The following is a 25,147-nucleotide window of genomic DNA, read 5'->3' as shown; positions in this document are numbered from 1 at the left end:
CTCACCCCACTGCAAAGCCTTCGTTACGCCGTTTGACAATCTGGGTTTTCCTTTGAGGCAGTTGCTTTTACAACCCGTTGCTTATCTCTGCCATCTGCCGCCTGCCCCTCACCGCTGTCGCTATCCTGCTCCAAACGAAAAACGGACACTGCATCGGAGAGCATACTTGCCTGCTCCTCTAATGCGTTGGCCGCAGCCGCAGCCTCTTCCACTAATGCGGCGTTTTGCTGAGTGACCTGATCCATCTGAGTTACTGCGAGTGAAACCTGCTCAATGCCCCGGCTTTGCTCATCCGAAGCGGAAGCGATTTCACCCATAATGTCGGTAACCCGAGTCACTGAGCGAACGATCTCTTCCATAGTCGTCCCCGCATTTTCAACCAGTGTGGAGCCCTGGCGAACACGGCTGACCGATTCATCGATCAACCCTTTAATCTCTTTTGCCGCCTGCGCACTGCGCTGTGCCAAATTACGCACTTCACCGGCGACCACCGCGAAGCCCCGGCCCTGTTCGCCAGCGCGGGCAGCTTCAACCGCCGCATTCAGTGCCAGAATATTAGTTTGAAAGGCAATACCGTCAATCACACTGGTAATAGCGCCAATTTTCTGCGAACTGGTGGCGATATCATGCATAGTTGTCACTACACTGCTCGTCAGCTCCCCGCCTCGTGCGGCAGTACCTGACGCATCTTTTGCCAACAGTGTTGCCTGCCGGGCGTTGTCGGCATTCTGTTTTACCGTAGCCGTCAGTTGTTCCATGCTGGCCGCTGTTTGTTCCAATGACGCTGCCTGTTGCTCAGTTCTTGCTGATAAGTCATTGTTACCGGCCGAAATTTCCTGGATGCCGGTAAGCATGGATTCGGTACCGTCACGCACATGGCTGACCGTGGTAATCAGCGACTGCTGCATAATGTGCAAACTGGCAAACAGTTGACTAATTTCATTACGGCCTGACACCGAGATCCTGCCTGACAAGTCCCCTTGTGCTATGCGATCAAAATGCTGCCCCATCGTCGTCAGTGGTTTCATAAACATATTACGCAACCAAATAAGAGATGAAATGGCCATCACTATCACCATCAGAATCGCGCCACCAAATATCCACATGGAGAGATGATAAGCCTGCTGGTTCTGAGTACCTGCTTTGGCTATGACATCATTGGCATACTGCAAATACTGCACAAAATCAGCTTCGAACAAGTCCTGCGTTTTCTGGGTAGGTTGATCCATGAAACCTTGTAGATTACCGGCTTCCAGAAAATCGATTAATTGTCGTAACGAAGTACGTAAGTTCTGATAACTGTTTTTGGTAGCCTCCAGCATTTCTGCGCCGGTATCGCTCGCATCAAGGCGCGGCACAGCCAGGAACTGATTAAAATAGAGATCTGCTTTCTGTAATGAGCTACGTGCGTTGCCCATTAATGCATTGACTTGCTCCTGTGGGACTTTGAGAGCCGAGCGAGTCCCCGCTCGATTTAAGGTATTACGCGCCTGAAGCAAGGATACCCAACTGAGACTTAATGCATCCCGTTGCTGACTGCTCAGATCCACACGGTTTAAATTTTGATAGTCTGAGCGAAACGCCGTAAATGACAGACCACTTGAGATTAACTGTATAGAGCAAATAAACATCAGTAACAGGAAAAAGCTGGTAGAAATCCGGATTCGGCCAAACATCGTAACCTCTTCTCAGCCGGCTCATTGGCCGGCTTTATCTATCCCGTCATATTTCAAGCTGCATGTACGTTGGCTACCTTCGCTACTCGCCCCATCCGTGGGCCTCACCTCTGCAAGCAGCATTCAAATCGGCTCCCTGCAAATTTGTCACTCCGGTCACTTACTTAATGTAAGCTCCCAGGAATTTACCCAGTTGCCGCCTTCCTACAACTCGAATTATTTAGGGTATATATTTTGTGTAGGGGCTAGAAAGTTTCCCAATTGTCTTGCAGGTCACTTCCCAGTGTTTTTTTAGCCGTGATGCTCAAGTCCTGTGCCGGCTGCTTTGTTTTTCTGACATCTTTTGTGGAATTACCGTTATCCATACGCAGAACAAATACGGACATGGATTGGGTCAACATACTGGCTTGTTCTTCCAGTGCGGCGGCGGCAGAGGCTGATTCTTCCACCAATGAAGCATTTTGTTGTGTCACACGGTCCATTTCCGTTACCGCCTGACCAACTTGATCGATACCGCGACTTTGTTCATCGGAGGCGGATGCGATTTCGCCCATAATGTCAGTCACGCGGGTTACCGCACTCACGATATCGCCCATCGTTTCACCGGCACTTTCAACCAGCACTGATCCCATGTCTACACGGTTGACTGAGTCTTCAATCAGCCCTTTGATCTCTTTTGCTGCCTGCGCGCTGCGTTGCGCCAGATTACGCACTTCACCGGCGACCACCGCAAAGCCACGGCCCTGCTCACCAGCACGCGCAGCTTCCACCGCAGCATTCAATGCCAGAATGTTCGTTTGAAACGCAATACCGTCGATTACGCTGGTAATGTCGGCAATCTTCTGTGAACTTCCGGCAATGTCGTGCATGGTCTGAACCACATTCGCCACGACCTTGCCACCTTTTTGTGCCGTTTCTGAAGCGCTCAAGGCCAATTGGCTGGCCTGACGCGCATTCTCAGCATTTTGTTTCACTGTGGCGGTCAACTGCTCCATACTGGCAGCCGTTTCTTCCAATGATGCGGCCTGCTGCTCCGTGCGGGCAGACAAATCATTGTTTCCCGCTGCAATTTCTGACGCGCCACTGTAGATAGCATCCGCACCTAAACGCACATGACTGACCGTCGTTATCAATTCAGCTTGCATATGTTTCAAGCTGGCAGCCAAGATGCCCATTTCGTTGTGACTATGCACTTCAATGTTCTGGGTTAAATCACCATTGGCGATATATTTGATATGTCCAATCAAGTGTTTTAGCGGGTTAATTAGGATGCGCTGCATCCCCAGCCACACAATTACGATCACGGTGGTTACTGCGATCAGGACAGCAATAATCACCCCCATCGCAAAGCTAAAGGATTGGTTACTGTCTTCAACGGCGGAGGCATACAGGCTGTCATTTTGTACTAGATAAGTGTTGTAATCTTTCTCGAAAGCATTTTGAAAACTGGAGGTTGGCTGGTCAAAGAATTCATTGATCTTGCCCGCTTCCATCAACTGGATAAGTTCGGTCAGTGCGCCGAAGTATTGATCATACGTTTGTTTTAATTTTTGTGCGGCATCCGGATTCTGTTGGCTATCCAACGGGATCTGTTCGTAACTTTTAAACCGCTCCGCCGCCACACCTAATGTCCCTTTGGCTGATGCTAAAAGATCATTGACCGTAGGGCCACTGCCGGTATGGTTCACATCCATCATGTAACGGATACCAGCACGGTTTAGTGTATTGCGTGTTTGCAGCAGACTTACCCAACTCTCATTCAAAACCGACTGTTGCTGACGGATAACTTGCAAAACAGCAAAGTTTTCTTTGTCATTTTTCAACGAGTTGAAGAAAAGTCCGCCAGAAACCAATTGCAAGGCACCAAATAGCACTAACACCAGCAGCAAACTGGTGACCACTTTCATACGCTTGAACATGTTATCCCTTCATAAGTACGTCAAAATACGAGTGCGCCAAATACCAGACGCCAATTACTAGTATTATCGGCATCAAATCGAGGAACTTTACCGAAGAGAGGGATTATTTTAGCCAGGCAATACCCGATATTGGCATTTTGAGGAACCTGTTTAGCGGTTCTGGCTTATTTTGATATGGGACGTTAATTCAGTTTGTATTATGAGGATAGGCAACCCGGAACCCCGGAAGTGATGCGTTTTTTGATACCCCCCATCTGCAAACCACTTTACTATCACGGCTGATAGTAAAGTCTTTTTTCAAAGAATAGAGGGGAAATCCATGTTTTTTAAAGCATATACTGCACCGACTATCTCCCATAACCGTCGCAGTACAGAAGGACAAAAAACATCTGAATCATTAAAAGAGAGAGTGAATTCAGTAACAAATCGTTTTGGAACTCAATTCGCAGGGATCAACCAAGGCCGTCAACTCACTAGACCAGGGACCATCACAAGCCAGTTTTCAAAAACGACAAGTGAAGCAAAACAAATAAAACCAAATGAATATTTTAAATTAAATGCGCAGGGAAATTTTTATGCGGGCCTTATTAAAATAATTCATACACCATTAACGCGATAATTCTAAGCCAAAATATGCAGAGTTATGGATATATTTTACCTTTACGACAGACCTCCGATGGCGCTTATCGGAGGTCTGATGATATGGGTTCAACCAAGATTATCATTAACTGAAATCTGAGCACCCTAGCCCTTTGCCACGGCATCAATCAACGACATCTCTTCACTACTCAGCAACTTCTCGATATCGACCAAAATCAACATACGTTCGCCAAGCGAGCCTAGACCCGTTAGATATTCTGTCGCCAGCGTCACGGCGAACTCAGGTGCCGGGCGAATTTGTTCATTGGTTAATGACAGCACATCAGATACGCCATCAACCACAATGCCCACGACGCGCTGCTCTAAATTCAACACGATCACCACTGTATTTTCGTTATAAGTGACGCCTTGTTGTGCAAATTTGACACGTAAATCAATAATGGGAACAATGACACCGCGTAAATTAGTCACGCCCTTGATGAACGATGGAGTATTAGCAATACGCGTTACCTGGTCATAACCACGGATCTCTTGTACTTTCAGAATATCGATGCCGTATTCTTCATCGCCCAGTGTAAAAATCAGGAACTCTTGTCCTACCGTTTCGCCAGCCAGCTTCGTGACGGTTGCTAGTCCTGCCATGTTTTCACCCTTAAATCAATAGGTTGTGTTTATGTTTGTTTTTAAGGCTGAGGGCAGGTCTTGCCCCCATACCTGTTTTTATACGGGTTTTATACAGGTGTATCGGCTATGCTGCGACAACATCATCCGCCACAACACGCTTTTCCCGGTTTAATGCCTGTAACGCTGACACATCAACAATGAGTGCCACACTGCCATCTCCCAATATGGTCGCGGCGGAAATACCCGGTACTTTCCGGTAGTTACTTTCCAGATTTTTCACTACCACCTGATGTTGACCAATCAATTGGTCTACCAACAATGCGTAGCGGCGTCCGGCACTTTGCAGTATCACAACGATACCCTGAGTGGCTTCAGTTTTTGCGTTTTCAACATCAAACACCCGGTACAACTCGACCAATGGCAGGTATTCACCGCGCACTTGCAGCACGCGTTCACCGCCGGCTAACGGATGGAGATCTTCTGCCAATGGTTGCAGTGACTCCATCACGGCATTCAATGGCAAGATGAATACCTCGTCACTGACTTTTACGGACATCCCATCAAGAATAGCCAGCGTCAATGGCAGCAGGATACGAATAGAAGTCCCCAAACCTGCCTGGAAGCTGACCTGCACATGGCCGCCCATCTCTTGAATATTACGTTTAACCACATCCATCCCAACACCGCGGCCAGAAACGTCGGTCACCTGTTCAGCGGTGGAGAAGCCCGGTGCAAAAATCAGCATCCCGACATCTTCGTCGCTCATATGATCATTGACTGCCATCCCCTGAGATTGCGCTTTTGCCAGAATTTTTTGCCGGTTAAGCCCTGCTCCATCATCAAGCACTTCGATACAAATGTTGCCACCCTGGTGTTCGGCGGACAGTGTCAGGTTACCGATGGGTTGTTTACCGGCAGCGATGCGGGTTTCCGGGCTTTCAATACCGTGGTCAAGGCTGTTACGCACCAAATGCGTTAGGGGGTCGATAATGCGTTCAATCAGGCTTTTATCCAGTTCGGTTGAACTGCCTAATAGGGTCAGTTCAACCTGCTTATTAAGCTTGCTGGCCAAATCACGGGCCAGACGCGGGAAACGGCTAAACACATATTCCATTGGCATCATACGAATAGACATTACCGACTCTTGCAAGTCGCGCGCATTACGTTCCAATTGGCCCATGCTATTGAGCAAATCACCGTTAATCACCGGGTCCAGTGAACTGGAGCGTTGAGCAAGCATAGATTGGGTGATCACTAATTCACCAACCAGATTGATGAGTTGGTCAACTTTCTCAACGGCAACTCTAATACTGGTAGATTCGCTGGCTTTTGCTTTAGGTTTTACGTGTTCCGCACCGCTCGGCATAGTCGCAACGGCGGTGGGAATTGCGGGCGTTGGCGCGCTGGCGACCGGTGCCACAATCGGTTCAATGTCTGTCTGTTTTCCTGTATCGGCCTGAATGAAAGTGATTTGCTCAGGTTCCAGCACAAAGCACAATACCGCGCTGATATCGTCTTCACTGACAGAGGTAATCAAGGTCGCTTCAAGGCTATCGCTGCCCTGGAGAGGATCTTTCACTTCTCCCAGATTGCCCAATTCTTCCAGCATTAACGGGATTTCTTGTTCTTTCAAGCCAGACAGAAGGATGCGCATTCCGCCTTGAACCAGCGCCGGGGACTTACCGGCAACTTTTGTATCAGCAGATAGCGGCGTGCCGTTGGCTAATTCTGATACCTGAGTAGCAGCCTCTTGTTGCTTTAAAGCTTCAAGCGCCAGTTGCCGTAATGCCTGACAGATGTACTCAAAGTTTTCCGTATTGGGTTCCTGAGCGGTTTTATAGGCGTCCAACTGTTCTTGCATAATATCTTTCGTTTCCAAAAACAGGTTGATGATATCAGTGCTCAGGCGCATTTCGTCGCGGCGGGCACCGTCCAACAGGTTTTCCAACAGATGGGTTGTCTCTTGTAATACCGTAAAACCAAACGTTGCTGCGCCACCTTTGATCGAATGAGCAGCACGAAAAATGGCATTGAGTTGTTCATTATCAGGAGCTAGCGGGTCCAGCAATAACAGATGCTGTTCCATATCTGCCAGCAATTCGTCTGCTTCATCAAAAAATGTCTGATAAAACGCGGTAATATCCATGCTCACGGTGTCACCTCTACTGTGCGTCGCGGCTTGTCGGAGAGACCGGAGTATCACTTGCAGGTGCCGCTGGCAACGATGTCGTTGGTCGGGGCGCTGAGGTAATAATCACCGTGCTCGATTGTTGTATCTGCGTTACTGTTGCAGACGGTAGCGCTGGTTTCACCGGTTCATCAGTGACCACGGGTGATGCTGTTTTTACCGCATCAACCGCTACTGCCGTTGCTGAACTGGCAGCTACCGGTACGGTCGGCGCTGGAGCCACCGCTACTGGTGCAACCGTAGCAGGTTGTTCGGTTGGTGATGCCACGGCTGGCGCACTAGCACTGGTATCAAGCTGCTTTAGACTTGCCGCTTTTTCGATATCCAATGCTTTGTTATCCAGATTCTCGTGCTCAATATCGTGTTGGGTTTGCTTATTGAGGACTAAAATACTGATACGACGGTTGACCGGGTCGTCCGACGTTTGTTCTTTTAGTCGCATTGTTGAGGCCATACCCACCACGCGTAAAACTTTTCCATCGTCCAACCCACCCGCCAGTAGCTCACGTCGTGAGGCATTGGCCCGATCAGCCGATAGCTCCCAGTTGCTGTAACCTCGCTCACCAGTGGCATATGGCAAGTCATCGGTGTGGCCTGATAAACTGATTTTGTTCGGTATATCGTTAAGAATCGGGGCGATAGCGCGTAAGATATCGCGCATATAAGGCTCAACCTGAGCGCTCCCCATCTTGAACATCGGCCGGTTCTGACTATCAATTATTTGAATCCTTAGCCCCTCATCCATCATGTTAATCAACAGATGTGGCCGTAATGCTTTCAGTCTTGGGTCAGATTCGATCAATTGGTCCAGTTTTTCCCGTAATTTATTGAGTCGGTACTCTTCTTTCCTGCTTTCTTCCGAATCGATATGCTTGCGTACTTCGCCTATTTGTTGCGTCGGGTCATCACCACCACCGGGAATGACGCTGGTACTATCACTGCTCTTATCACCACTGGTTAAGGCCACTTTCAGCGGTGTACGAAAATATTCTGCAATTTGCGTCAACTGCTGTGGGCTGGAAACCGATAGCAACCACATCACCAGAAAGAAAGCCATCATCGCTGTCATAAAGTCAGCGTAAGCGATTTTCCATGAGCCACCGTGATGACCCGCGCCATGCTTGGCTTTTCGCTTTTTGACCAGAATAACGGGATGGTTCTGATGCTTCATGCGTCCTCTTCTGTCGCTTGCGGTGCAGGTGATTTCACTCTGCGCACATGCTCTTCGAGCTCAATGAACGACGGACGCTCTGTGGTATAGAGTGTTTTACGACCAAACTCCACCGCGATTTGTGGCGCGTACCCATTCAAACTGGACAGCAAAGTCACCTTGATGCATTGCATCATTTTCGTGGTTTCAGCACTTTGTTGGCGCAGTAATGTCGCCAAAGGTGAAATGAATCCATATGCCAGCAAAATACCCAGGAACGTCCCCACCATCGCATGAGCAATCAACGCTCCAAGTTCGGCCGCAGGCCGATCCGCAGATGCAAGGGCATGAACCACTCCCATTACCGCAGCCACGATACCGAATGCGGGAAGAGAATCGCCGACCATTGCCAAACTACCCGCAGGAACTTCACACTCTTGTTCATGTGTTTCTATTTCTTCATCCATCAATGCTTCAATTTCAAAAGCATTCATATTCCCGCTGACAATTAACCGTAAATAATCGGTAATAAACTCCACTAATAACTTATCGGCCAAAATTCGTGGATAATTAGAAAAAATTTCACTTTCCAGTGGATTTTCTATATCGCGCTCCAATGACAACATTCCCTGTTGGCGAGACTTTGCTAATAAGCGATAAAGCAGCGCCATTAAATCCATATAAAGAACTTTGTTATATTTAGAGCGATGCATCAATTTTGGCATGGCTTTCATTGTGGCTTTTATCGCTTTGCCGTTATTACCCACAATAAATGCGCCAATCCCTGCTCCGCCGATAATTAAAAATTCAGCGGGTTGATAAAGTGCACCAAGGTGGCCGCCGACAATCATGTAGCCACCGAAAACCGCACCTAAGACCACGATATAACCCAAAATAACTAACACGCGACATCCTTAGCAAAGTGTGTGGGTGGAAGGTGAGGCGTTAGCACCCTTTGAGGGCAATGAGTTGTCTTAGAACATTACAGCAACGGTATCCATACCGATGCTGTAGCCAAAAATTCTGATAACTCAAAGAAACTCAAACTGCGCGTCTAACCTGCTCATCCAGCAGTTGTGAAGTAATATCGGCAGGTTGCGGGGAAAGTTTACGTTTTTTTACTGCGCGGGAAGGTGGTTGGCAAAGACTACAAATAAAACTGTTACGCGGTTGGTGTGCATGAGTGATAAAAGTACCACCACAGCAACTGCAACCAGAAAGTTGCAACATGCCACTGTCAACGAAGCGAACCAGCGTCCAGGCACGGGTCAACGCCAGTAATGGCGGCACTCCGGACTGCTCAGGACACTGTTCCAAATAAAGACGATAAGCCTTAACTACCGCTTCGACACCGGTGCATTGACCGCTTTTTAGCAAGATGCTATAGGCGTTATAAAACATCGATGAGTGAATATTTTGTTCCCAAGTCATAAACCAATCTGTCGAAAATGGTAGCATTCCCTTAGGTGGCGGACTGCCTCTCAGCTCTTTATAAAGCTTAATCAGACGGCCTCGGCTGAGTTGCGTTTCGCTCTCAAGCATCTGCAAACGCGCACCTAAAGTAATTAACTCCATCGCTAAATGAATGTCTTTGGCTTCCTGAACAATACTTTTCTCAGCCATTAGTCATGCTCTTTTTTTAGGTGAGCTACCGTCTTTTAACGATAGTTCGTGGAGTAAGTGACTAGACAATAAAATACCGGTATGGATTTGCTGTAAATCATCCACGCGAGATTCTTTCGTCAAATGATGGATAGTATTATGATCGCTGAAACGGAAATGGCAGACCAATTGGTTAGTTTCTGCTAATTTCACTATTTGCGGCAAAGTTAACTGTGATAATGCATCGGCCATTGCATCCGTAATACCTAAACGGAACATCGCAGAGGCCTTTTCATCGTTAATTAACCGTTGTGCTAATAGCAAATACGATAAATTAATATCATAAATATGTTTGAGTAATTCAGATGTACTCATCTTACACATCCCGACTGATTATGTTTTAAAACATAAGTTGGATGATAGAATTCATCACCCAAGACCTGGGATCCTTCCCGTTATACAGTTAATTTGAACCTATAAAACTAAAGGTAATTACAGCCTAGTGGCGTTAGGTTACAAAAATACCATTCCGGTATGAAATAACATGTCAAGAGGTATGGCTGTTGTACATATTACGTTGATCTAAACGCTCGCCTTCGACATAAAACTTTACTTACAAAGCATTAGGATTATTCCTAAAGAGGCCCAACTCTACTCCCGAATCGTTAGCACATACAATGTAACTAGCGATTCATTTTAAATGTAATGTGACGCACATCACAAAGATAAAATATAAAGTTGTTTCACCCCGTTACTTTTGATTGCTTATCACCCACTTGTAAGTTCAAAAAACAACCATAAGTCAGAAAGTAGCTAAAAAGCTATCTATATCGGCCTAATTCTTATCATTTTGAGATCAATTCGAACAAATGCATTCCTAAACCAAAATAGCAGAACAAAAATCTGTCATAACCTAAAATTATCCATACTAACGCCTGAATACCGCTATCATTACTTAATTACCATATAATAACGCAATCTAACTATTTTATTTCTACGAATATTTATGCAGATTAAAAATACTCTTTTAGCGACTAATAATTAATCTGATCACTATTTATCTTTATAGAGAACCCCAGAACGTATTAAAAAAGGCAATAAAGGTAACTCTATATTTCACTCAACCTACACTACATATCTTTCCGATAGCTCTTTTTCAGCATGGATTCATATCCCTAAAACCTCAAAAATTGTAAATTAAATGTAAGTAATATTGATTAATAATGTTTATAAAATAACTCATAGCAGGCGCGAAGTTACCGACACTCTCACTAACTAATTGCTGTAAATCGTATTCTTTTTTAGCCAACGTTAAGTTGTGACTGATATCTCATTTATAAATGGTGCAATCCCCTAACCTTTCTTTAAAAGTTGTGCTTATGGGAGCCAAATCATGGGATATAGAAATGTATTGGTCGCCGTTGCCCTTTCGCCTGATAGCCAAAAACTGGTTAATAAAGCCGTTTCCATTGTTCAACCATACAATGGCGTAATTTCTTTAATTACGCTGACGACTGAACCCGAAATGTACAATAGCTATGCAGCCCCTATGCTCGGCGACCTTCGCGCAGTGATGCAGGAAGAGGCTCAACTATTTATGGAAGAGTTGGAAGTCAACGCCAGTTACCCAATGGAGCACAAAACTATCGTTCATGGCGAGTTTGCCGATAGCATGGCTTACATTTGCAAACAGCAGCATATTGATCTGGTGATTTGTGGCAATCACAGCACCCACCTAATGAACAAGTTTTCTTGTTCCGCCGCCCGATTGATTAACGCCAGCATGGTGGATGTGCTTATCGTCCCACTGTAATCCGCGATCATCTTTTCCATCGTTCAAAAATCTGTCTAAGAAAAAATCGTGGTTGTTCTCTGTGAGCACTATTAGCTGAAGCCTTTACGCAGAGTTCTACTATTATTTTCTACATTAATATGTCAGTTGGTCTTATAGCACTGCGATTGATCATTTTTACTCCGCACCTTCTTTTCATCACACATAGGCCTTTAACTCAATAAACAACTAAGGGAATCTGATGCCTCAAGATAAAACAACCAATCGCCGAATTCTGTTAGCCTCGCGTCCACACGGCACACCAAGTTGTGAAAACTTCACCCTGGATAGCCAACCTATTCCACAACCGGATGCCGGTCAGATATTACTTCGAACCCGATATCTGTCTCTTGACCCTTATATGCGTGGCCGGATGAGTGATGCCCCCTCCTATGCGGCTCCCGTTGAGATTGGTGAAGTAATGGTTGGAGCGGTAGTTGCGCGGGTTGAAGCTTCCCGTCATCCTGATTTTCAGGTGGGTGATTGGGTGCTGGCCGGGAGTGGTTGGCAAGATTATGCACTTTCAGAGGGGTCGGGTATCCGCAATCTTGGCCCACAACTATCCCACCCATCACGGGCTTTGGGTGTACTGGGAATGCCCGGTTTTACCGCTTATATGGGGTTGTTGGATATCGGTCAACCTAAAGCAGGAGAGACATTGGTTGTCGCCGCCGCAAGTGGGGCCGTCGGTTCTGTGGTGGGCCAAATGGGTAAACTGAAAGGGTGTAAAGTCATCGGGATTGCGGGCGGCGCGGAAAAATGCCGTTATGTGGTGGAAGAATTGGGTTTCGACGCTTGTATCGACCATCGGTCAACCGATTTTACCCAACAACTGGCAACAGCCTGCGCAGCGGGAATTGATATTTATTATGAGAATGTCGGTGGTGCAGTATTCGACGCAGTATTGCCATTACTCAACCCACGCGCCCGGATTCCTGTCTGTGGTTTGATTGCTCGTTATAACGACACTGGACTTCCCGACGGGCCAGACCGCTTGCCATTGCTGCAAAGCATTATTTTGCGCAAACGTATCCGTATGCAGGGCTTCATCATCTTTGATGACTACGGCCACCATTATGATGATTTCCTACAACAAATGACGCAGTGGGTTGATCAGGGGAAAATCAAATTCCGCGAAGATCTGGTGGAAGGATTGGAGAATGCACCGCAAGCCTTTATCGGCCTGCTTGAAGGCAAGAATTTTGGCAAACTGGTCATTCGGGTGAGTAACGAATAGCAGTTGTGATTCCGGGGTCAACTGACCCCGGATAGCGCTTTATCAACTGATGTTATATCGGTATAAATGAAACGGTTAGAACCACTTACCGAAACGGCGGATGTAAAACTGTTTCATCAGTTGCGCAACGATACAGTAGCTCACCAGCGTACCGGCCAACCAAGGGAAATATTCCCACGGCAGTGGTACCAATCCGACTAAAGTACCTAATGGAGAGAACGGTATATAAATACCAATCGCCATAATCACTCCAGTGGTTAATAGCACAGGTAATGCTGCGGTACTTTGAATAAACGGAATTTTTTGCGTTCGAAGCATATGAACCACCAGCGTCTGCGACAGCAATCCTTCAATAAACCAACCTGACTGGAACAAGGCCTGATGTTCAACACTGTTGGCGGCAAACACGAACCACATCAAAGCAAATGTCGTAATATCAAAAATTGAGGAGGTCGGCCCGATCCAGAGCATAAAACGGCCAATGTTTTTGGAATCCCACTTACGTGGTTTACGTAAAAACTCTTTGTCCATTTTATCCCACGGCAGGGAAAGCTGCGAAATGTCATACATCAGATTTTGTAGCAGCAAGTGGATAGCTAGCATCGGTAAAAACGGTATAAAAGCACTGGCAACCAGCACTGAAAATACGTTACCGAAGTTAGAACTGGCAGTCATATTTAGATATTTGATGATATTACCGAAGGTTTCACGGCCAATAATGACCCCCTCTTCCAACACCATTAGATTTTTTTCCAACAAAATAATATCCGCAGACTCTTTGGCTATATCGGTGCCAGTATCGACCGAGATCCCCACATCTGCATCACGTAACGCCGGAGCATCATTAATACCGTCACCGAGGAAACCGACCGTATGACCATTGCTTTGCAACATTTTCAACACGCGCGATTTCTGCATCGGAGTCAGTTTGGTAAACACTGTGCGCAACTCGACTTCGCGTGCCAGCGTCTCGTCATCCATGATTTCGATATCACGTCCACTCAGCGGTTCGCCCGGATCAAGCCCTACATCACGGCAAATTTTCGCCGTAATTACCGGGTTATCACCGGTCAGGACTTTTATTGCGACACCATTTTCCCGCAATGCAGCAATAGCTTCTTCAGCACTCTCTTTAGGTGGGTCAAGGAAAGTCAGCAAGCCCTGAACCACCAAATCACGCTCATCACCAATATTTAACGGCAATTTACTCAGTTCAGTGCCCAACTCACGGGTGGCAAGTAACAGGACACGAAAACCGTCTTCATTATATTGGGTAGAAAGTGCCAGTAATGCAGCGCGACGGGCGTCATCCAGTGGGTATATTTCATCACCTTCACGCACATGGGTACAGGTACTGAGCATCTCCTCCACGGCACCTTTACAGATCAGCCGTTGGTGCTGATGCTCATCTTTTACCACAATAGACAGACGGCGACGGATGAAATCAAACGGTAGCTCATCGACTTTATTAAAGCTACGTAAGGCATCAATTTCTGGTTTACCACGGCTGAATTTGATAACCGCTTGATCCATCAGATTGCGCATACCGCTTTGATGATAACTATTCAGCCACGCAAGTTGTAACACCGTGCTGTCATTACTACCAAAGACGTCTATATGGTGTTCCAGAATGATGCGATCTTGGGTCAAGGTGCCGGTCTTATCTGTACACAGTACATCCATAGCACCAAAGTTCTGTATTGCGTTCAGCCGCTTAACCACAACTTTTCGCCGTGACATCGCAATGGCACCTTTGGCCAGATTGGAACTTACAATCATCGGCAGCATTTCTGGTGTCAGCCCAACGGCAACCGCCAGTGCAAACAATGCCGCTTCAGTCCAATCCCCTTTAGTGAAACCATTAATCAGTAATACAATTGGTACCATCACCAACATGAAACGAATCAATAACCAACTAACACTGTTAACACCACGGTCAAATGCGGTTTGAGCGCGGTTGCCGACAATTGACTTAGCAAGCGACCCGAAATAAGTATGCCCTCCCGTGGCGACCACCACTGCCATCGCGGTTCCGCTGGCCACGTTGGTTCCCATTAGGCAAATATTCGATAACTCAAGTAATTCACTTTCACTATTGGCCACCCCATCGACTGATTTGTGGCTGATAGAAGCCATTGCATCATACTTTTCGATCGGGATGGCTTCCCCGGTCAGAATAGCCTGGCTGATAAATAAATCTCTGGATTTAATCAAGCGTAAATCCGCAGGGATCATATCCCCGGCGGATAACAGAATGATATCGCCCGGTACCAACTCCTTAATGGCTATTTCTTGTTTGACCGGTTGGGCGCTGTGGCTACTACGACGCAGTACTGTTGCGGTGGTGCGTACCATTGACTTTAGCGCTTCTGCCGCTTTATTCGTCCGGTATTCTTGCCAAAAACGCAGCAGCCCACTGATTAGCACCATCGTCACAATAATGCTAACGCCAACCAAGTCTGTTTCTTCACCTTTCTGTAGCGGTAACCAATAATCAGTAAAGAAACTGATCGCCGCTAAAATCATTAACACAAAAATAAAAGGATTATTAAATGCTGCCAGAAGCTGGATCAGTGCGGGCGGCGCTTTCTCATGAGCAACTTCGTTAATTCCGTATAACTCCAACCGCTCTCTGGCATCTTCTTCTGTCAGCCCGGTTAAATTCGCATTCAGTTTGGATAATGTTTGATCCAGACTATTTTTAGCCTCCCGCGCAATAACAAAAGGCTTTTTATTATTACTGTGGCTGGTTCCTGTTTTTTTAAATTTGGTCATAACGCTTCTCTTTTAATTCTAAACGCACAGGACTTACCCGCTCTATTATTGAGAGGTAAATGTGCTGAACTATCATTGCGCTGCCAATATTATATTTAATTAGCAGCAGCTAGTTAAATTAACTCCGGGGTGCTCGTCCATAACAACTCCTTACTACCACAAGGGTTAGTGTTATTTTAAATAACCTAATGAAATTACGATTAAATAGAACCGTACTTTCGTACTCTATTTCATTCTCCGTCAAACAGGCAGTTCAGACGCAATACGCCAATGAATAGCACTAACACTGCGTTCCAAACTCACGCGACAAACAATATTTTCAATTTCTTTTTGTGCTGCTGGTGTCGCCATTATTTCAGCGCAGACTTCCAATTGCCCAGGCCGGGCAATATCAGCACTACAGAGTGACTGTAGCCGTAATGCCATACCATTTAGCGCTTGTAATATTAGAGTACGAACCAATACTTCATCTTCGGCACCACAAGTAACCTGAATCCGATAACGCACTTCTAAATCCACAGCTTGCTGCTGCGGCTGCATATTAATACGCTGCGCAGCCTCACGTAATAATATATTGGCACACAGGATGACACCGGTCGCAACCACCGCATTCCAATACAAGCCAAGGCCGCAAAGCACACCAATACCCGCAGAACACCACAGCGTAGCTGCCGTATTAAGACCGCGGATATTCATGCCCTCACGCATAATGACACCGGCCCCCAGAAAGCCAATACCAGAGACAACTTGTGCAGCAATGCGACCGGGGCTATCGGGTGATGTCGCATAAGAGCTAAGAATAAAGACGGCGGCACCGGTAGCAACTAATGCATTAGTGCGCAAACCCGCCATACGCTGACGCCATTGTCTTTCGGCACCAATTAATGCGCCCAAGCACATCGCCAGTAATAAATTCACAACAAAAGGAGTTAATGCCATGATTCTCTCCATGAAATAATCATTGGTAGAATAATCATGTGCTATTTAGCACACAGGTAATTGTGCCGAGCTATATACCCTAGGGTATTACTCAGCAGTAACCAGTGTGGTTATCTGGAGGAAATAGTGCGTGGCTGTTAAATAACATAATAAAATTCCAAATTAACACCCTCGATAAATGATTATCGAGTTAAATCGTCATTTGGGGTTGCACAACTCAGGGAATAAGAGAGGGTGCTGCCCGCCATTTTTCGGCAAGCAACAAATCAGAAGAAAGATCGGTTAGCTTGCCTTGCTTATTTGACTAGTACTTTGCGTGTCCATTAGTTTCTCCACCGAAATTTTTCAAGAGTATAATTGCGAGTGATAATTATGTAAAGGTTATATTTCTAAACAAAGCTTAAACCAGCGAGGACAAATTAAATAATAGTATTAACCATAGGAATATATAGTCAAAATAATTGGCATTACCATCGATGCCTTAAGCAAACTAAATTGCGTTTGCCGCAGCCAAAGGATCATCTCATCGAGCCATCCTAATGCCATCGTTGCAGCAGAAAAAGATATCGTAATCTATTGAGCTAATCCGTGTTGGTGTACCTAACGTCCCTTCTCTACCCAACAGCAGCAGTAAATATTGCCACCACACGCGCTGTCGGCAACGACTCATATCAAGTCATTGACGTAATTACAGAAATAGAGTGAATCATTAAGCCAAATTGCGACTGAGATCTCATTTATAACCCTAACTATTTTAGGACCGTTGCCGATAGGTTCTTAAAGGATTGTTAAGAAAATTTAAGATAAGAGGTGGATTAACTTTACCTAGCGATACCCGTCAGACAAGGGATTTTCCTCCAGCGATTATAGAAACGGAACTAACAATGAAAAGTGGAAGTACACATCAGCCATTGGACATAAAAATAGCCCCAGAGCCTAATAATACGAAAGTATTATTTGTTAATAACATGCGTCTGGTTACTTTGTTTATCGCTATATTGGCGGGAATACTGCTGTTATTTGCCGCAGCAATCGGTACCTCTGGCTACTTTTTAAAACAGAGTAACCAATCACTGGCGCAAGCGACGCAAGAACTGGACATCCGTTTGGGGCTGTCTAACAGTTCAAATCATCTGCGCACAGCCCGCCTGATCTTGATTCAGGCTGCATCATCCGCACGTATTGGTGACACTACCGGTTATCAACAGGGTTTGAAGAATGCAGGAGAACGCATTGCACAGTCACAACAAATGTTTGATCTCTACTATAACCGCCCCATTAAATCTGAAACTGACACCGCTTTGGATGTCCCACTGAAAAAAGCCTACGAGCAGTATCGTGATGATGGGATAAAACCCATGCTCGCATCGACTAAAGAAGGCCATTTCGAAGAAGTTATCTCACTTGAGGCAGAAAAACTCAATCCGCTGGATGAGGCTTATGATGAACCATTGCTGAAAGCGGTAAAATATCGTACTGAACAAGCTAATCTGATTAATCAGACCGCACAACAGGAAGCACGCCTCGGTTATATTCTGATGGGCAGTGCCTTTATTCTGGCTATCGTACTGACGGCCATTGCCTTTTTGGTGATCAGTAAAGTTATTATCAACCCGATTAATTGGTTGGTTGAACGTATTCAACGCATTGCTCAAGGTGACCTGACACAAGCCTGCGGCTCATTTGGTCGTAATGAAATTGGGGTGTTAGGTAAGAACATTCAGCAGATGCAAGACTCTTTATCTACCACGGTTGAAGCCGTTCGTAGCAGTGCTGAATCTATCTATAAGGGGTCCAGCGAAATAGCATTAGGCAATACCGACCTTTCTGCTCGCACCGAACAACAAGCGGCAGCACTGGAGCAAACTGCTGCCAGCATGGAACAATTGACCGCGACCGTGAAGCAGAACGCTGAAAATGCCCATCACGCCAGCCAACTCGCAGCCAATGCGTCAGGCAAAGCGGTTCAAGGGGGCGATATTGTGAATGATGTTATCAGCACGATGGACAAAATCTCTCTCAGTTCAATGAAAATTGCTGAAATAACCAATGTTATCAATAGCATCGCTTTTCAAACAAATATCCTGGCACTGAATGCAGCGGTAGAGGCAGCAAGAGCCGGTGAGCAAGGGCGTGGATTCGCGGTTGTGGCCAGTGAAGTGCGCAATCTGGCACAGCGCAGCGCAGATGCCGCCAAAGAGATCGAATCTTTGATTGAAGCGTCAGTTGACCTCATTGGTGATGGCTCCATTTTGGTTTCAGATGCCGGTAAAACAATGAATGAGATCGTGACGGCTGTTATTCATGTTACTGATATTATGGGCGAAATAGCATCAGCATCCGATGAGCAGAGTCGTGGTATCAGCCAGGTTGCGCAGGCAATATCTGAAATGGATGACGTTACGCAACAAAATGCCTCTTTGGTTCAGGAAGCTTCAGCGGCGGCGGCCTCTTTGGAACAACAAGGTGAAATACTGACTCAGGCTGTCGCAGTATTTCGTCTAAACGGCCATCGCCCTGCGCCAACGGTTAAACAATCAACCAAACTGAAGAGTACCAGCGTGAATAAGAAGACAGATGATGATTCATTCAATTGGGAAAAGTTCTGAGTTAACAAAAAATCAGTCCAGCTAAATTGAAAGAGTACCAGGCAGAACCGGAGGATAAGGTGAAAACCATCCTCCGGTTTTATTTCAGTACAAAAGGCAATGTAATGCGCCAGGTTGTGCACAAACAGAGAGAGGAATGAGTGCTACTTGTGTAGCGGTTCAACAAAGGTGCCATCATGGCTATCAATTTCATTAAAGAACCAGACCCCTGCCGGATAATCTTCCAATGAAACCAAATACATGACACCCTCGCTAAACTGTTCTACCTCTAAAACAACCCCTTCGCGCCGAGGGCCGCCGTCGGTTTTTACGGTCACCCGATCATTAACTTTCATGCTATTACCTTTGAATCAATTAATGCTGCTAGTGTAGTACAGAATTAGGTGAGAATGATAAGGTTTACGTAGCGATAACGACATACTTCTTAGAACAAATATCAGGAAGCAAGAAAGGATTCTTACCTAAGAGGGCAGTGACAATGGAGCGTTACAAGGCTAAGAGAGGAGGCGTTTTAGATTTAGCTTATTGTACAAAGTAAAAAACCCGCCTTAGCGGGTTTTTTTATAATCAGCCAAGGGCCAATTAGATTGCAGTTACGTTTGCTGCAGACGGACCTTTAGCACCGTTCTCGATAGAGAACTGTACATTCTGGCCTTCAGCCAGGGTCTTGAAGCCTTGATCTTGGATTGCAGAGAAGTGAACGAACACGTCTTTGCTGCCATCAGCTGGAGTGATGAAACCGAAGCCTTTAGACTCGTTGAACCACTTTACTTGACCTTTCATCATGTTAGACATGTGTATTTCCTTTATTAAAAAATTTTGCCACCATGGGCGTGTTATAGCCGGTTATCAGTCGTTACTTATGGAGGCACTATGAAGGAAATTCGTCAGTGAAGAGCTATCAACGATAACGCTTTAAATATGAACCACTTTACTCAAGATGTCGTGCATAAATAGGTCTGTACCACAGGCCGAGACGCATTAACTCATGACCGGCTTTTAATAGCAACTCTTTTTAGCGAGCAAACAGAAGATTCTGGTTCTCATGCCTAAAAAGAAACCAAAAAAGCTACTTATTATACACTTGCTTCACATTTTTATGCCGAATAATCAGCAGGATTACTGTAAATTAATTTATGGCGTGTAGCGCGAGTATGTCGCGACCACAGTTTTACCAGTCATCTTAGCAATGAGGCCGCATCATGACGTCACAACTACAGGCACAACAACAGACTGCCCTGCCCCTATCGCACATTTTATCTCGCCGCGATTGGGAGAATCCGCAGGTGACGCACTATCATCGCCTCGAAGCACACCCGCCTTTTCACAGTTGGCGTCACGCCACAGACGCCCAACGCGATGCTCTCTCAGCACAGCAGCAATCACTCAACGGCCAATGGTCATTTAGCTACTTCACACAACCTGAGTTAGTGCCCGACCACTGGGTTGAGCAGGACTTGGCTGAAGCACAAACGATACCGGTTCCCGCCAACTGGCAACTGCATGGTTACGACACGCCAATTTATACCAATGTGCAGTACCCTATCCCGGTTGATCCGCCACGGGTGCCACAACAGAACCCGACCGGCTGCTATTCGCGTGAATTCACGCTGCAACCCGATTGGCTAGCCTCAGGTCAAACGCGCATTATTTTTGATGGTGTCAGTTCGGCGTTTTATCTGTGGTGTAACGGGAAATGGGTGGGTTACTCACAAGACAGCCGCCTGCCGGCCGAGTTTGATCTCACCCCTCATTTGCAGGTTGGGAATAACCGTCTTGCGGTTTTGGTGTTACGCTGGAGTGATGGCAGTTATCTGGAAGATCAGGACATGTGGCGCATGAGCGGCATTTTCCGCGATGTCCGTTTGCTGCATAAGCCAGACATTCATTTACGTGATATTCACGTCACAACACATTTATCTCCGGAATTCAGTTCGGCCAATTTAGCGGTAATGGCATCGGTTAATATCCCCCTTCTGAATATCAATAACCCACTAATTACCGCCACCTATCAGATTCGCCTCGAGCTTTGGTTGGCAGATGAGTTAGTGGGCAGCCTGCAACAACCTCTTGGGACGGATACCATTGATGAGCGGGGCCACTATAGCGACCGTACCTGCCTGAAGCTGCGAATCACCCAGCCACAATTATGGAGCGCCGAGCAACCGACACTCTATCGCGCCGTCATTTCGCTGCTCAATGAGCGACAAGAATTAATAGAAGCGGAGGCTTATGATGTCGGTTTTCGTCAGGTGGCGATTGATCAAGGTTTGCTCAAAATTAATGGTAAAGCCGTTTTGATAAGAGGGGTAAACCGTCACGAGCATCATCCACAAACAGGCCAGGCAGTAGATAAAGCGAGCATGATGCAAGATATCATGTTGATGAAACAGCATAATTTTAATGCCGTGCGCTGTTCTCACTACCCAAACCACCCTTTATGGTACCGGCTGTGCGACCAATATGGCCTGTATGTTATTGATGAGGCGAATATTGAAACGCACGGTATGCAACCCATGAGTCGGTTGGCTGACGATCCGCAGTGGTTTTCTGCGTTCAGTGAGCGGGTCACGCGCATGGTGCAGCGGGATCGTAACCATCCTTGTATCATTATCTGGTCATTGGGCAATGAATCTGGTCACGGTACAACCCATGATGCCCTTTACCGTTGGATTAAATCGACCGATCCAACGCGCCCGGTGCAATACGAAGGCGGCGGCGCGAATACCCCAGCAACCGATATCGTTTGCCCGATGTATGCCCGCGTTGATGAAGACCAGCCATTCCCGGCGGTTCCAAAGTGGTCGATTAAAAAGTGGATTGGTCTACCTAATGAATCACGCCCGCTGATTTTATGTGAGTACGCTCATGCAATGGGCAACAGTTTTGGCGGTTTTGCCCGTTACTGGCAAGCGTTTCGCCAATATCCACGTCTACAAGGGGGGTTTATTTGGGATTGGGTCGACCAAAACCTGACGCGCCAAGATGATAATGGCCAGCCTTATTGGGCCTATGGTGGTGATTTTGGCGATAGCCCTAACGACCGCCAATTCTGTATGAACGGATTGGTCTTCCCCGATCGTAGCCCACACCCAAGCTTATATGAAGCGCAGTGTGCACAACAATTCTTCCAGTTCGAGTTGCTCAGTACCGCCCCGTTGCAGATAAAGGTAACCAGCGAATATCTATTTAGAAGCAGCGACAATGAGCATTTGCATTGGCAAATTGAACAAGATGGTGAATCCGTGTTGGAGGGTAACCTGCCACTGAAACTCGCTCCTGAAAGCTCACAAAGTTACTTGCTGGCAGAGCACTTACCCTCACTCAACAAATCAGGCCACTTATGGCTGAACGTTGAAGTAAGGCAGGCTGAAGAGACGCCTTGGTCAGCGGCTAATCATCGGTGCGCCTGGCATCAGTGGCGTTTACCTCAGCCACTGCGTTCACCGATAACACAACGTAACCCGGCAGAAGAGCACAATGAGCTGCAACTGCATCACAATGAAAGTACGATTATTGTATCTCATCAGCACCAGCGCTGGCACTTTAGTCGCCAGAGTGGCTTGCTAGAACAATGGTGGGTGGGCGACAAAGCGCTGCTAATCAGCCCATTACAAGATCAGTTTGTTCGCGCACCGCTCGATAATGATATCGGTATCAGTGAAGCAACGCATATCGATCCCCATGCCTGGGTTGAGCGCTGGAAAAAAGCCGGTATGTATCAATTAGCACCGCGTTGCGCCATTTTACAGGCTGATACGTTATCTCAGTCAATCCAAATTCGTGCCGAGTACTGTTATGAATTTGAGCAACAGGAGCTGCTGCGTAGCCGCTGGTTGTACTCCTTTGATAATCAAGGCCGCATGACCATTGATGTCAATGTACAAGTGGCAACGTCACTGCCTGCACCGGCCAGAATAGGCATGTGTTGCCAATTATCTGAGGTCAATTCTGACGTGAGCTGGTTAGGGATGGGGCCGCATGAGAACTACCCTGACCGCCAGCTTGCAGCACAGTACAGTCATTGGAAACAATCGCTGGAGCAAATGCATACACCATATACATTCCCCAGCGAGAATGGCTTACGTTGCGGAACCCACGCGATGCATTATGGCCACTGGGCAATAACAGGTCAGTTCCATTTCGGGATAGGTCGTTACAGCACCCAGCAATTGATGAACACCAGCCACCAACATCAGCTAAAACCAGAACAAGGCACCTGGTTGAATATTGATGGCTTCCATATGGGGGTCGGTGGTGACGATTCATGGAGCCCCAGTGTCCATACTGACGCTCTGCTGACCAATGAGATTTATCAGTATCAGGTATGCTGGCAATACAAAAGCTGAAATGAATTATAAGTAACATATTGATACATAACTATAATGGCTTAACGCAATTTCGGATTTATACCTATATCGATAAAAATAGAATATTCATACAATCAATGTGCCCCAAGTCTCTCTTAGTCTTGATTGTCAGATGCAAGTAAGCCATACATGCATTATTCTTTTGCAAAATTTCTGCGCCCACACTGTTGGGCGCTTTTTTTTAGCCTCTTACTGTTCTTACAGACTGCCCTTTCCCGCAGCTTACGCACATTCACACCAGAATTGTTTCGCTTACCAGACTAAGATACTGACTCAGTCATCAGCATTGTGTCTGATTGAGCACCGCCACGCGATAAGAGGAATATTATGACATCGTTAACTCATCTCCCGGCGAATATGGTCGCGATAGAAATCAGCCAGTTTGGTGGGCCTGAAGTCTTAAACGCAGTAACTCGCCCAACACCGATGCCTGCCGCCGGCGAAATTTTGGTTAAAGTTTCAGCCGCCGGCGTTAACCGCCCCGATGTCATGCAACGCCGTGGCCATTATGCACCGCCACCAGGGGCATCAGATATCCCAGGATTAGAAGTCGCCGGTGAAGTTGTCGCGATGGCCGCAGATGTCAGCCGCTTTAAAATCGGTGATAAAGTGTGTGGATTGATCGCCGGAGGAGGTTATGCACAGTTTTGCGCGATACACGAAACAAATGCCTTACGAATTCCCGCCGGGCTTACTACCATAGAAGCCGCGGCCTTACCGGAAACATTCTTTACGGTTTGGGCTAACCTGTTCCAACGAGGGCATCTTACCGCCGGTGAAACCGTGTTAATTCATGGTGGGTCTTCTGGCATAGGGACAACGGCCACCCTACTGAGTAAGGCATTTGGCGCAAAGATGGTTATCGTGACTGTTGGGTCGGAGGAGAAGCGTCAGGCCTGCCTGTCGCTGGGGGCTGATGTTGCCATTAATTATCACACCCACGACTTTGTGGCTGAAACTAAACACGCCACCGCAGGCAAAGGCGTGGATGTTATTGTCGATTTAATTGCCGGTGATTATGTCGCGCGAAATTACGAGGCGGCAGCCATGAATGGCCGCATTGTTCAAATTGGCACACAGAATGGCAATGCTAAAGATCTTAACCTTATGCTGATGTTACTAAAACGCCTGACACATACAGGCTCCACATTACGTTCGCGCAGTGTTGCGGAAAAAGCATTGATTGCCAGAGAGTTGGAGCAACAAGTGTGGCCGCTATTGGGCGAGAGTAAAATGAAACCACAAATCTTCCGCACCTTCCCGTTGGAGCAGGTGTCAAAAGCTCACGAATTGATGGAAAGCAGCACGCATATCGGCAAGATTGTTCTGACAGTTTAGCGCCGTTAATAGCTGTAATGGCTAATAGCGGTAAAATTAATCGTTATAAGATAATCACTATCCCCCTTCAGCCGGTGAGAAAAAATGCGTAAGCAGCATTATCTCATCGGATGGACCATAGCAGACATTCACATTGCCCCCAGATTCAGCTATAACATAATAGTATTATGGTATAGAAACTCACCACGACCTATAACAGTTTAGCTAACTAATTTATTAAACTGATATACTTTGAATTCAACCTTCCATGCTAATCTATAACAAGCCGTAATGGTTTAATTTGAATAAG

Annotated in this window: 18 protein-coding genes; 6 read left to right on the top strand and 12 right to left on the bottom strand. The window is 46.5% G+C overall.

The annotated features are described in order from the left end of the window. Positions 1 to 23 precede the first annotated feature (23 nt). Together AT01_RS00360 and AT01_RS00355 are read right to left on the bottom strand one after the other, a co-directional pair. Positions 24 to 1,676 (bottom strand): methyl-accepting chemotaxis protein, encoded by a 1,653-nt coding sequence (locus AT01_RS00360; protein ID WP_042545642.1) that lies wholly within the window; start codon positions 1,674 to 1,676, stop codon positions 24 to 26. 245 nt (positions 1,677 to 1,921) lie between these two features. After that, positions 1,922 to 3,595 carry a methyl-accepting chemotaxis protein gene (locus AT01_RS00355; RefSeq protein ID WP_042545641.1) on the bottom strand — a complete coding sequence of 558 codons (1,674 nt, stop codon included), beginning with the start codon at positions 3,593 to 3,595 and terminating at the stop codon, positions 1,922 to 1,924. A 319-nt stretch (positions 3,596 to 3,914) separates the two neighbouring features. On the opposite strand from AT01_RS00355, the gene AT01_RS00350 reads away from it, so the two are divergent. After that, positions 3,915 to 4,214: a hypothetical protein gene (locus AT01_RS00350; RefSeq protein WP_042545640.1), complete on the top strand. Its 300-nt coding sequence runs from the start codon at positions 3,915 to 3,917 to the stop codon at positions 4,212 to 4,214. Between the two features lie 125 nt (positions 4,215 to 4,339). Here the strand turns inward: AT01_RS00350 and cheW are convergent, their stop codons facing one another. The 6 genes from cheW to flhD all read right to left on the bottom strand — a co-directional run bounded on the left by cheW (position 4,340) and on the right by flhD (position 10,134). Further along, positions 4,340 to 4,837 (bottom strand): chemotaxis protein CheW, encoded by a 498-nt coding sequence (cheW, locus tag AT01_RS00345; RefSeq protein ID WP_004700989.1) that lies wholly within the window; start codon positions 4,835 to 4,837, stop codon positions 4,340 to 4,342. Positions 4,838 to 4,943: 106 nt separating this feature from the next. Next, a complete protein-coding gene (cheA, locus tag AT01_RS00340) occupies positions 4,944 to 6,965 on the bottom strand; it encodes a chemotaxis protein CheA (RefSeq protein ID WP_042545639.1) in 2,022 nt (673 codons plus the stop codon). Positions 6,966 to 6,981: 16 nt separating this feature from the next. Beyond that, on the bottom strand, positions 6,982 to 8,178 hold the full coding sequence (gene motB, locus AT01_RS00335) for a flagellar motor protein MotB (RefSeq protein WP_042545638.1): 1,197 nt from the start codon (positions 8,176 to 8,178) through the stop codon (positions 6,982 to 6,984). Continuing rightward, the gene (gene motA, locus AT01_RS00330) at positions 8,175 to 9,062 is read right to left on the bottom strand and encodes a flagellar motor stator protein MotA (protein WP_004700993.1); all 888 of its coding nucleotides are present in this window, start codon (positions 9,060 to 9,062) and stop codon (positions 8,175 to 8,177) included. The genes motB and motA overlap by 4 nt, the downstream gene beginning before the upstream one ends. 136 nt (positions 9,063 to 9,198) lie before the next feature. Next, entirely contained in the window at positions 9,199 to 9,780 is a 582-nt protein-coding gene (gene flhC / locus AT01_RS00325) for a flagellar transcriptional regulator FlhC (RefSeq protein WP_004700996.1), read from the bottom strand. 3 nt (positions 9,781 to 9,783) lie between these two features. After that, a complete protein-coding gene (gene flhD, locus AT01_RS00320; RefSeq protein WP_004700998.1) occupies positions 9,784 to 10,134 on the bottom strand; it encodes a flagellar transcriptional regulator FlhD in 351 nt (116 codons plus the stop codon). Between the two features lie 1,018 nt (positions 10,135 to 11,152). Between flhD and uspC the strand changes: the two genes are divergently transcribed. Together uspC and AT01_RS00310 are read left to right on the top strand one after the other, a co-directional pair. Then, positions 11,153 to 11,572, top strand: coding sequence for a universal stress protein UspC (gene uspC / locus AT01_RS00315; protein ID WP_042545637.1), 420 nt, complete (start codon positions 11,153 to 11,155; stop codon positions 11,570 to 11,572). 220 nt (positions 11,573 to 11,792) lie between these two features. Beyond that, complete coding sequence (locus AT01_RS00310; RefSeq protein WP_042545636.1) at positions 11,793 to 12,827, top strand: NADP-dependent oxidoreductase; 1,035 nt, start codon at positions 11,793 to 11,795, stop codon at positions 12,825 to 12,827. A 75-nt stretch (positions 12,828 to 12,902) separates the two neighbouring features. Here AT01_RS00310 and mgtA read toward each other — a convergent pair whose 3' ends face one another. Together mgtA and AT01_RS00300 are read right to left on the bottom strand one after the other, a co-directional pair. Next, positions 12,903 to 15,602, bottom strand: a complete 2,700-nt coding sequence (mgtA, locus tag AT01_RS00305) for a magnesium-translocating P-type ATPase (protein WP_042545635.1) — start codon at positions 15,600 to 15,602, stop codon at positions 12,903 to 12,905. 240 nt (positions 15,603 to 15,842) lie between these two features. Then, complete coding sequence (locus AT01_RS00300) at positions 15,843 to 16,541, bottom strand: MgtC family protein (protein ID WP_004701006.1); 699 nt, start codon at positions 16,539 to 16,541, stop codon at positions 15,843 to 15,845. Positions 16,542 to 17,425: 884 nt separating this feature from the next. Between AT01_RS00300 and AT01_RS00295 the strand changes: the two genes are divergently transcribed. Continuing rightward, positions 17,426 to 19,150 (top strand): methyl-accepting chemotaxis protein, encoded by a 1,725-nt coding sequence (locus AT01_RS00295; RefSeq protein ID WP_042545634.1) that lies wholly within the window; start codon positions 17,426 to 17,428, stop codon positions 19,148 to 19,150. A gap of 143 nt (positions 19,151 to 19,293) precedes the next feature. Here the strand turns inward: AT01_RS00295 and dsrB are convergent, their stop codons facing one another. Both dsrB and cspE read right to left on the bottom strand, forming a co-directional pair. Next, positions 19,294 to 19,485 carry a protein DsrB gene (gene dsrB, locus AT01_RS00290; protein WP_004701013.1) on the bottom strand — a complete coding sequence of 64 codons (192 nt, stop codon included), beginning with the start codon at positions 19,483 to 19,485 and terminating at the stop codon, positions 19,294 to 19,296. Positions 19,486 to 19,732: 247 nt separating this feature from the next. Beyond that, entirely contained in the window at positions 19,733 to 19,945 is a 213-nt protein-coding gene (gene cspE / locus AT01_RS00285) for a transcription antiterminator/RNA stability regulator CspE (protein WP_002210893.1), read from the bottom strand. 407 nt (positions 19,946 to 20,352) lie between these two features. Between cspE and AT01_RS00280 the strand changes: the two genes are divergently transcribed. Beyond that, positions 20,353 to 23,499, top strand: a complete 3,147-nt coding sequence (locus AT01_RS00280) for a beta-galactosidase (protein WP_042545633.1) — start codon at positions 20,353 to 20,355, stop codon at positions 23,497 to 23,499. Between the two features lie 348 nt (positions 23,500 to 23,847). Then, positions 23,848 to 24,858, top strand: a complete 1,011-nt coding sequence (locus AT01_RS00275) for an NAD(P)H-quinone oxidoreductase (RefSeq protein ID WP_042545632.1) — start codon at positions 23,848 to 23,850, stop codon at positions 24,856 to 24,858. The last annotated feature ends 289 nt before the right edge of the window (positions 24,859 to 25,147 follow it).

Source organism: Yersinia aldovae 670-83, assembly GCF_000834395.1.
In the GTDB taxonomy this organism is placed as follows: domain Bacteria; phylum Pseudomonadota; class Gammaproteobacteria; order Enterobacterales; family Enterobacteriaceae; genus Yersinia; species Yersinia aldovae.
This window is presented reverse-complemented; position numbering and strand designations above follow the sequence as displayed.

Bases quoted from the DNA above. Each gene is read 5' to 3' on its own strand.
- AT01_RS00310 (WP_042545636.1), top strand. From the start codon at position 11,793: ATGCCTCAAGATAAAACAACCAATCGCCGAATTCTGTTAGCCTCGCGT.
- uspC (WP_042545637.1), top strand. From the start codon at position 11,153: ATGGGATATAGAAATGTATTGGTCGCCGTTGCCCTTTCGCCTGATAGC.
- AT01_RS00350 (WP_042545640.1), top strand. From the start codon at position 3,915: ATGTTTTTTAAAGCATATACTGCACCGACTATCTCCCATAACCGTCGC.
- AT01_RS00295 (WP_042545634.1), top strand. From the start codon at position 17,426: ATGAAAAGTGGAAGTACACATCAGCCATTGGACATAAAAATAGCCCCA.
- AT01_RS00280 (WP_042545633.1), top strand. From the start codon at position 20,353: ATGACGTCACAACTACAGGCACAACAACAGACTGCCCTGCCCCTATCG.
- AT01_RS00300 (WP_004701006.1), bottom strand. From the start codon at position 16,541: ATGGCATTAACTCCTTTTGTTGTGAATTTATTACTGGCGATGTGCTTG.
- AT01_RS00275 (WP_042545632.1), top strand. From the start codon at position 23,848: ATGACATCGTTAACTCATCTCCCGGCGAATATGGTCGCGATAGAAATC.
- cheA (WP_042545639.1), bottom strand. From the start codon at position 6,965: ATGGATATTACCGCGTTTTATCAGACATTTTTTGATGAAGCAGACGAA.
- cheW (WP_004700989.1), bottom strand. From the start codon at position 4,837: ATGGCAGGACTAGCAACCGTCACGAAGCTGGCTGGCGAAACGGTAGGA.
- AT01_RS00360 (WP_042545642.1), bottom strand. From the start codon at position 1,676: ATGTTTGGCCGAATCCGGATTTCTACCAGCTTTTTCCTGTTACTGATG.
- flhD (WP_004700998.1), bottom strand. From the start codon at position 10,134: ATGAGTACATCTGAATTACTCAAACATATTTATGATATTAATTTATCG.
- cspE (WP_002210893.1), bottom strand. From the start codon at position 19,945: ATGTCTAACATGATGAAAGGTCAAGTAAAGTGGTTCAACGAGTCTAAA.
- AT01_RS00355 (WP_042545641.1), bottom strand. From the start codon at position 3,595: ATGTTCAAGCGTATGAAAGTGGTCACCAGTTTGCTGCTGGTGTTAGTG.
- flhC (WP_004700996.1), bottom strand. From the start codon at position 9,780: ATGGCTGAGAAAAGTATTGTTCAGGAAGCCAAAGACATTCATTTAGCG.
- motB (WP_042545638.1), bottom strand. From the start codon at position 8,178: ATGAAGCATCAGAACCATCCCGTTATTCTGGTCAAAAAGCGAAAAGCC.
- mgtA (WP_042545635.1), bottom strand. From the start codon at position 15,602: ATGACCAAATTTAAAAAAACAGGAACCAGCCACAGTAATAATAAAAAG.
- dsrB (WP_004701013.1), bottom strand. From the start codon at position 19,485: ATGAAAGTTAATGATCGGGTGACCGTAAAAACCGACGGCGGCCCTCGG.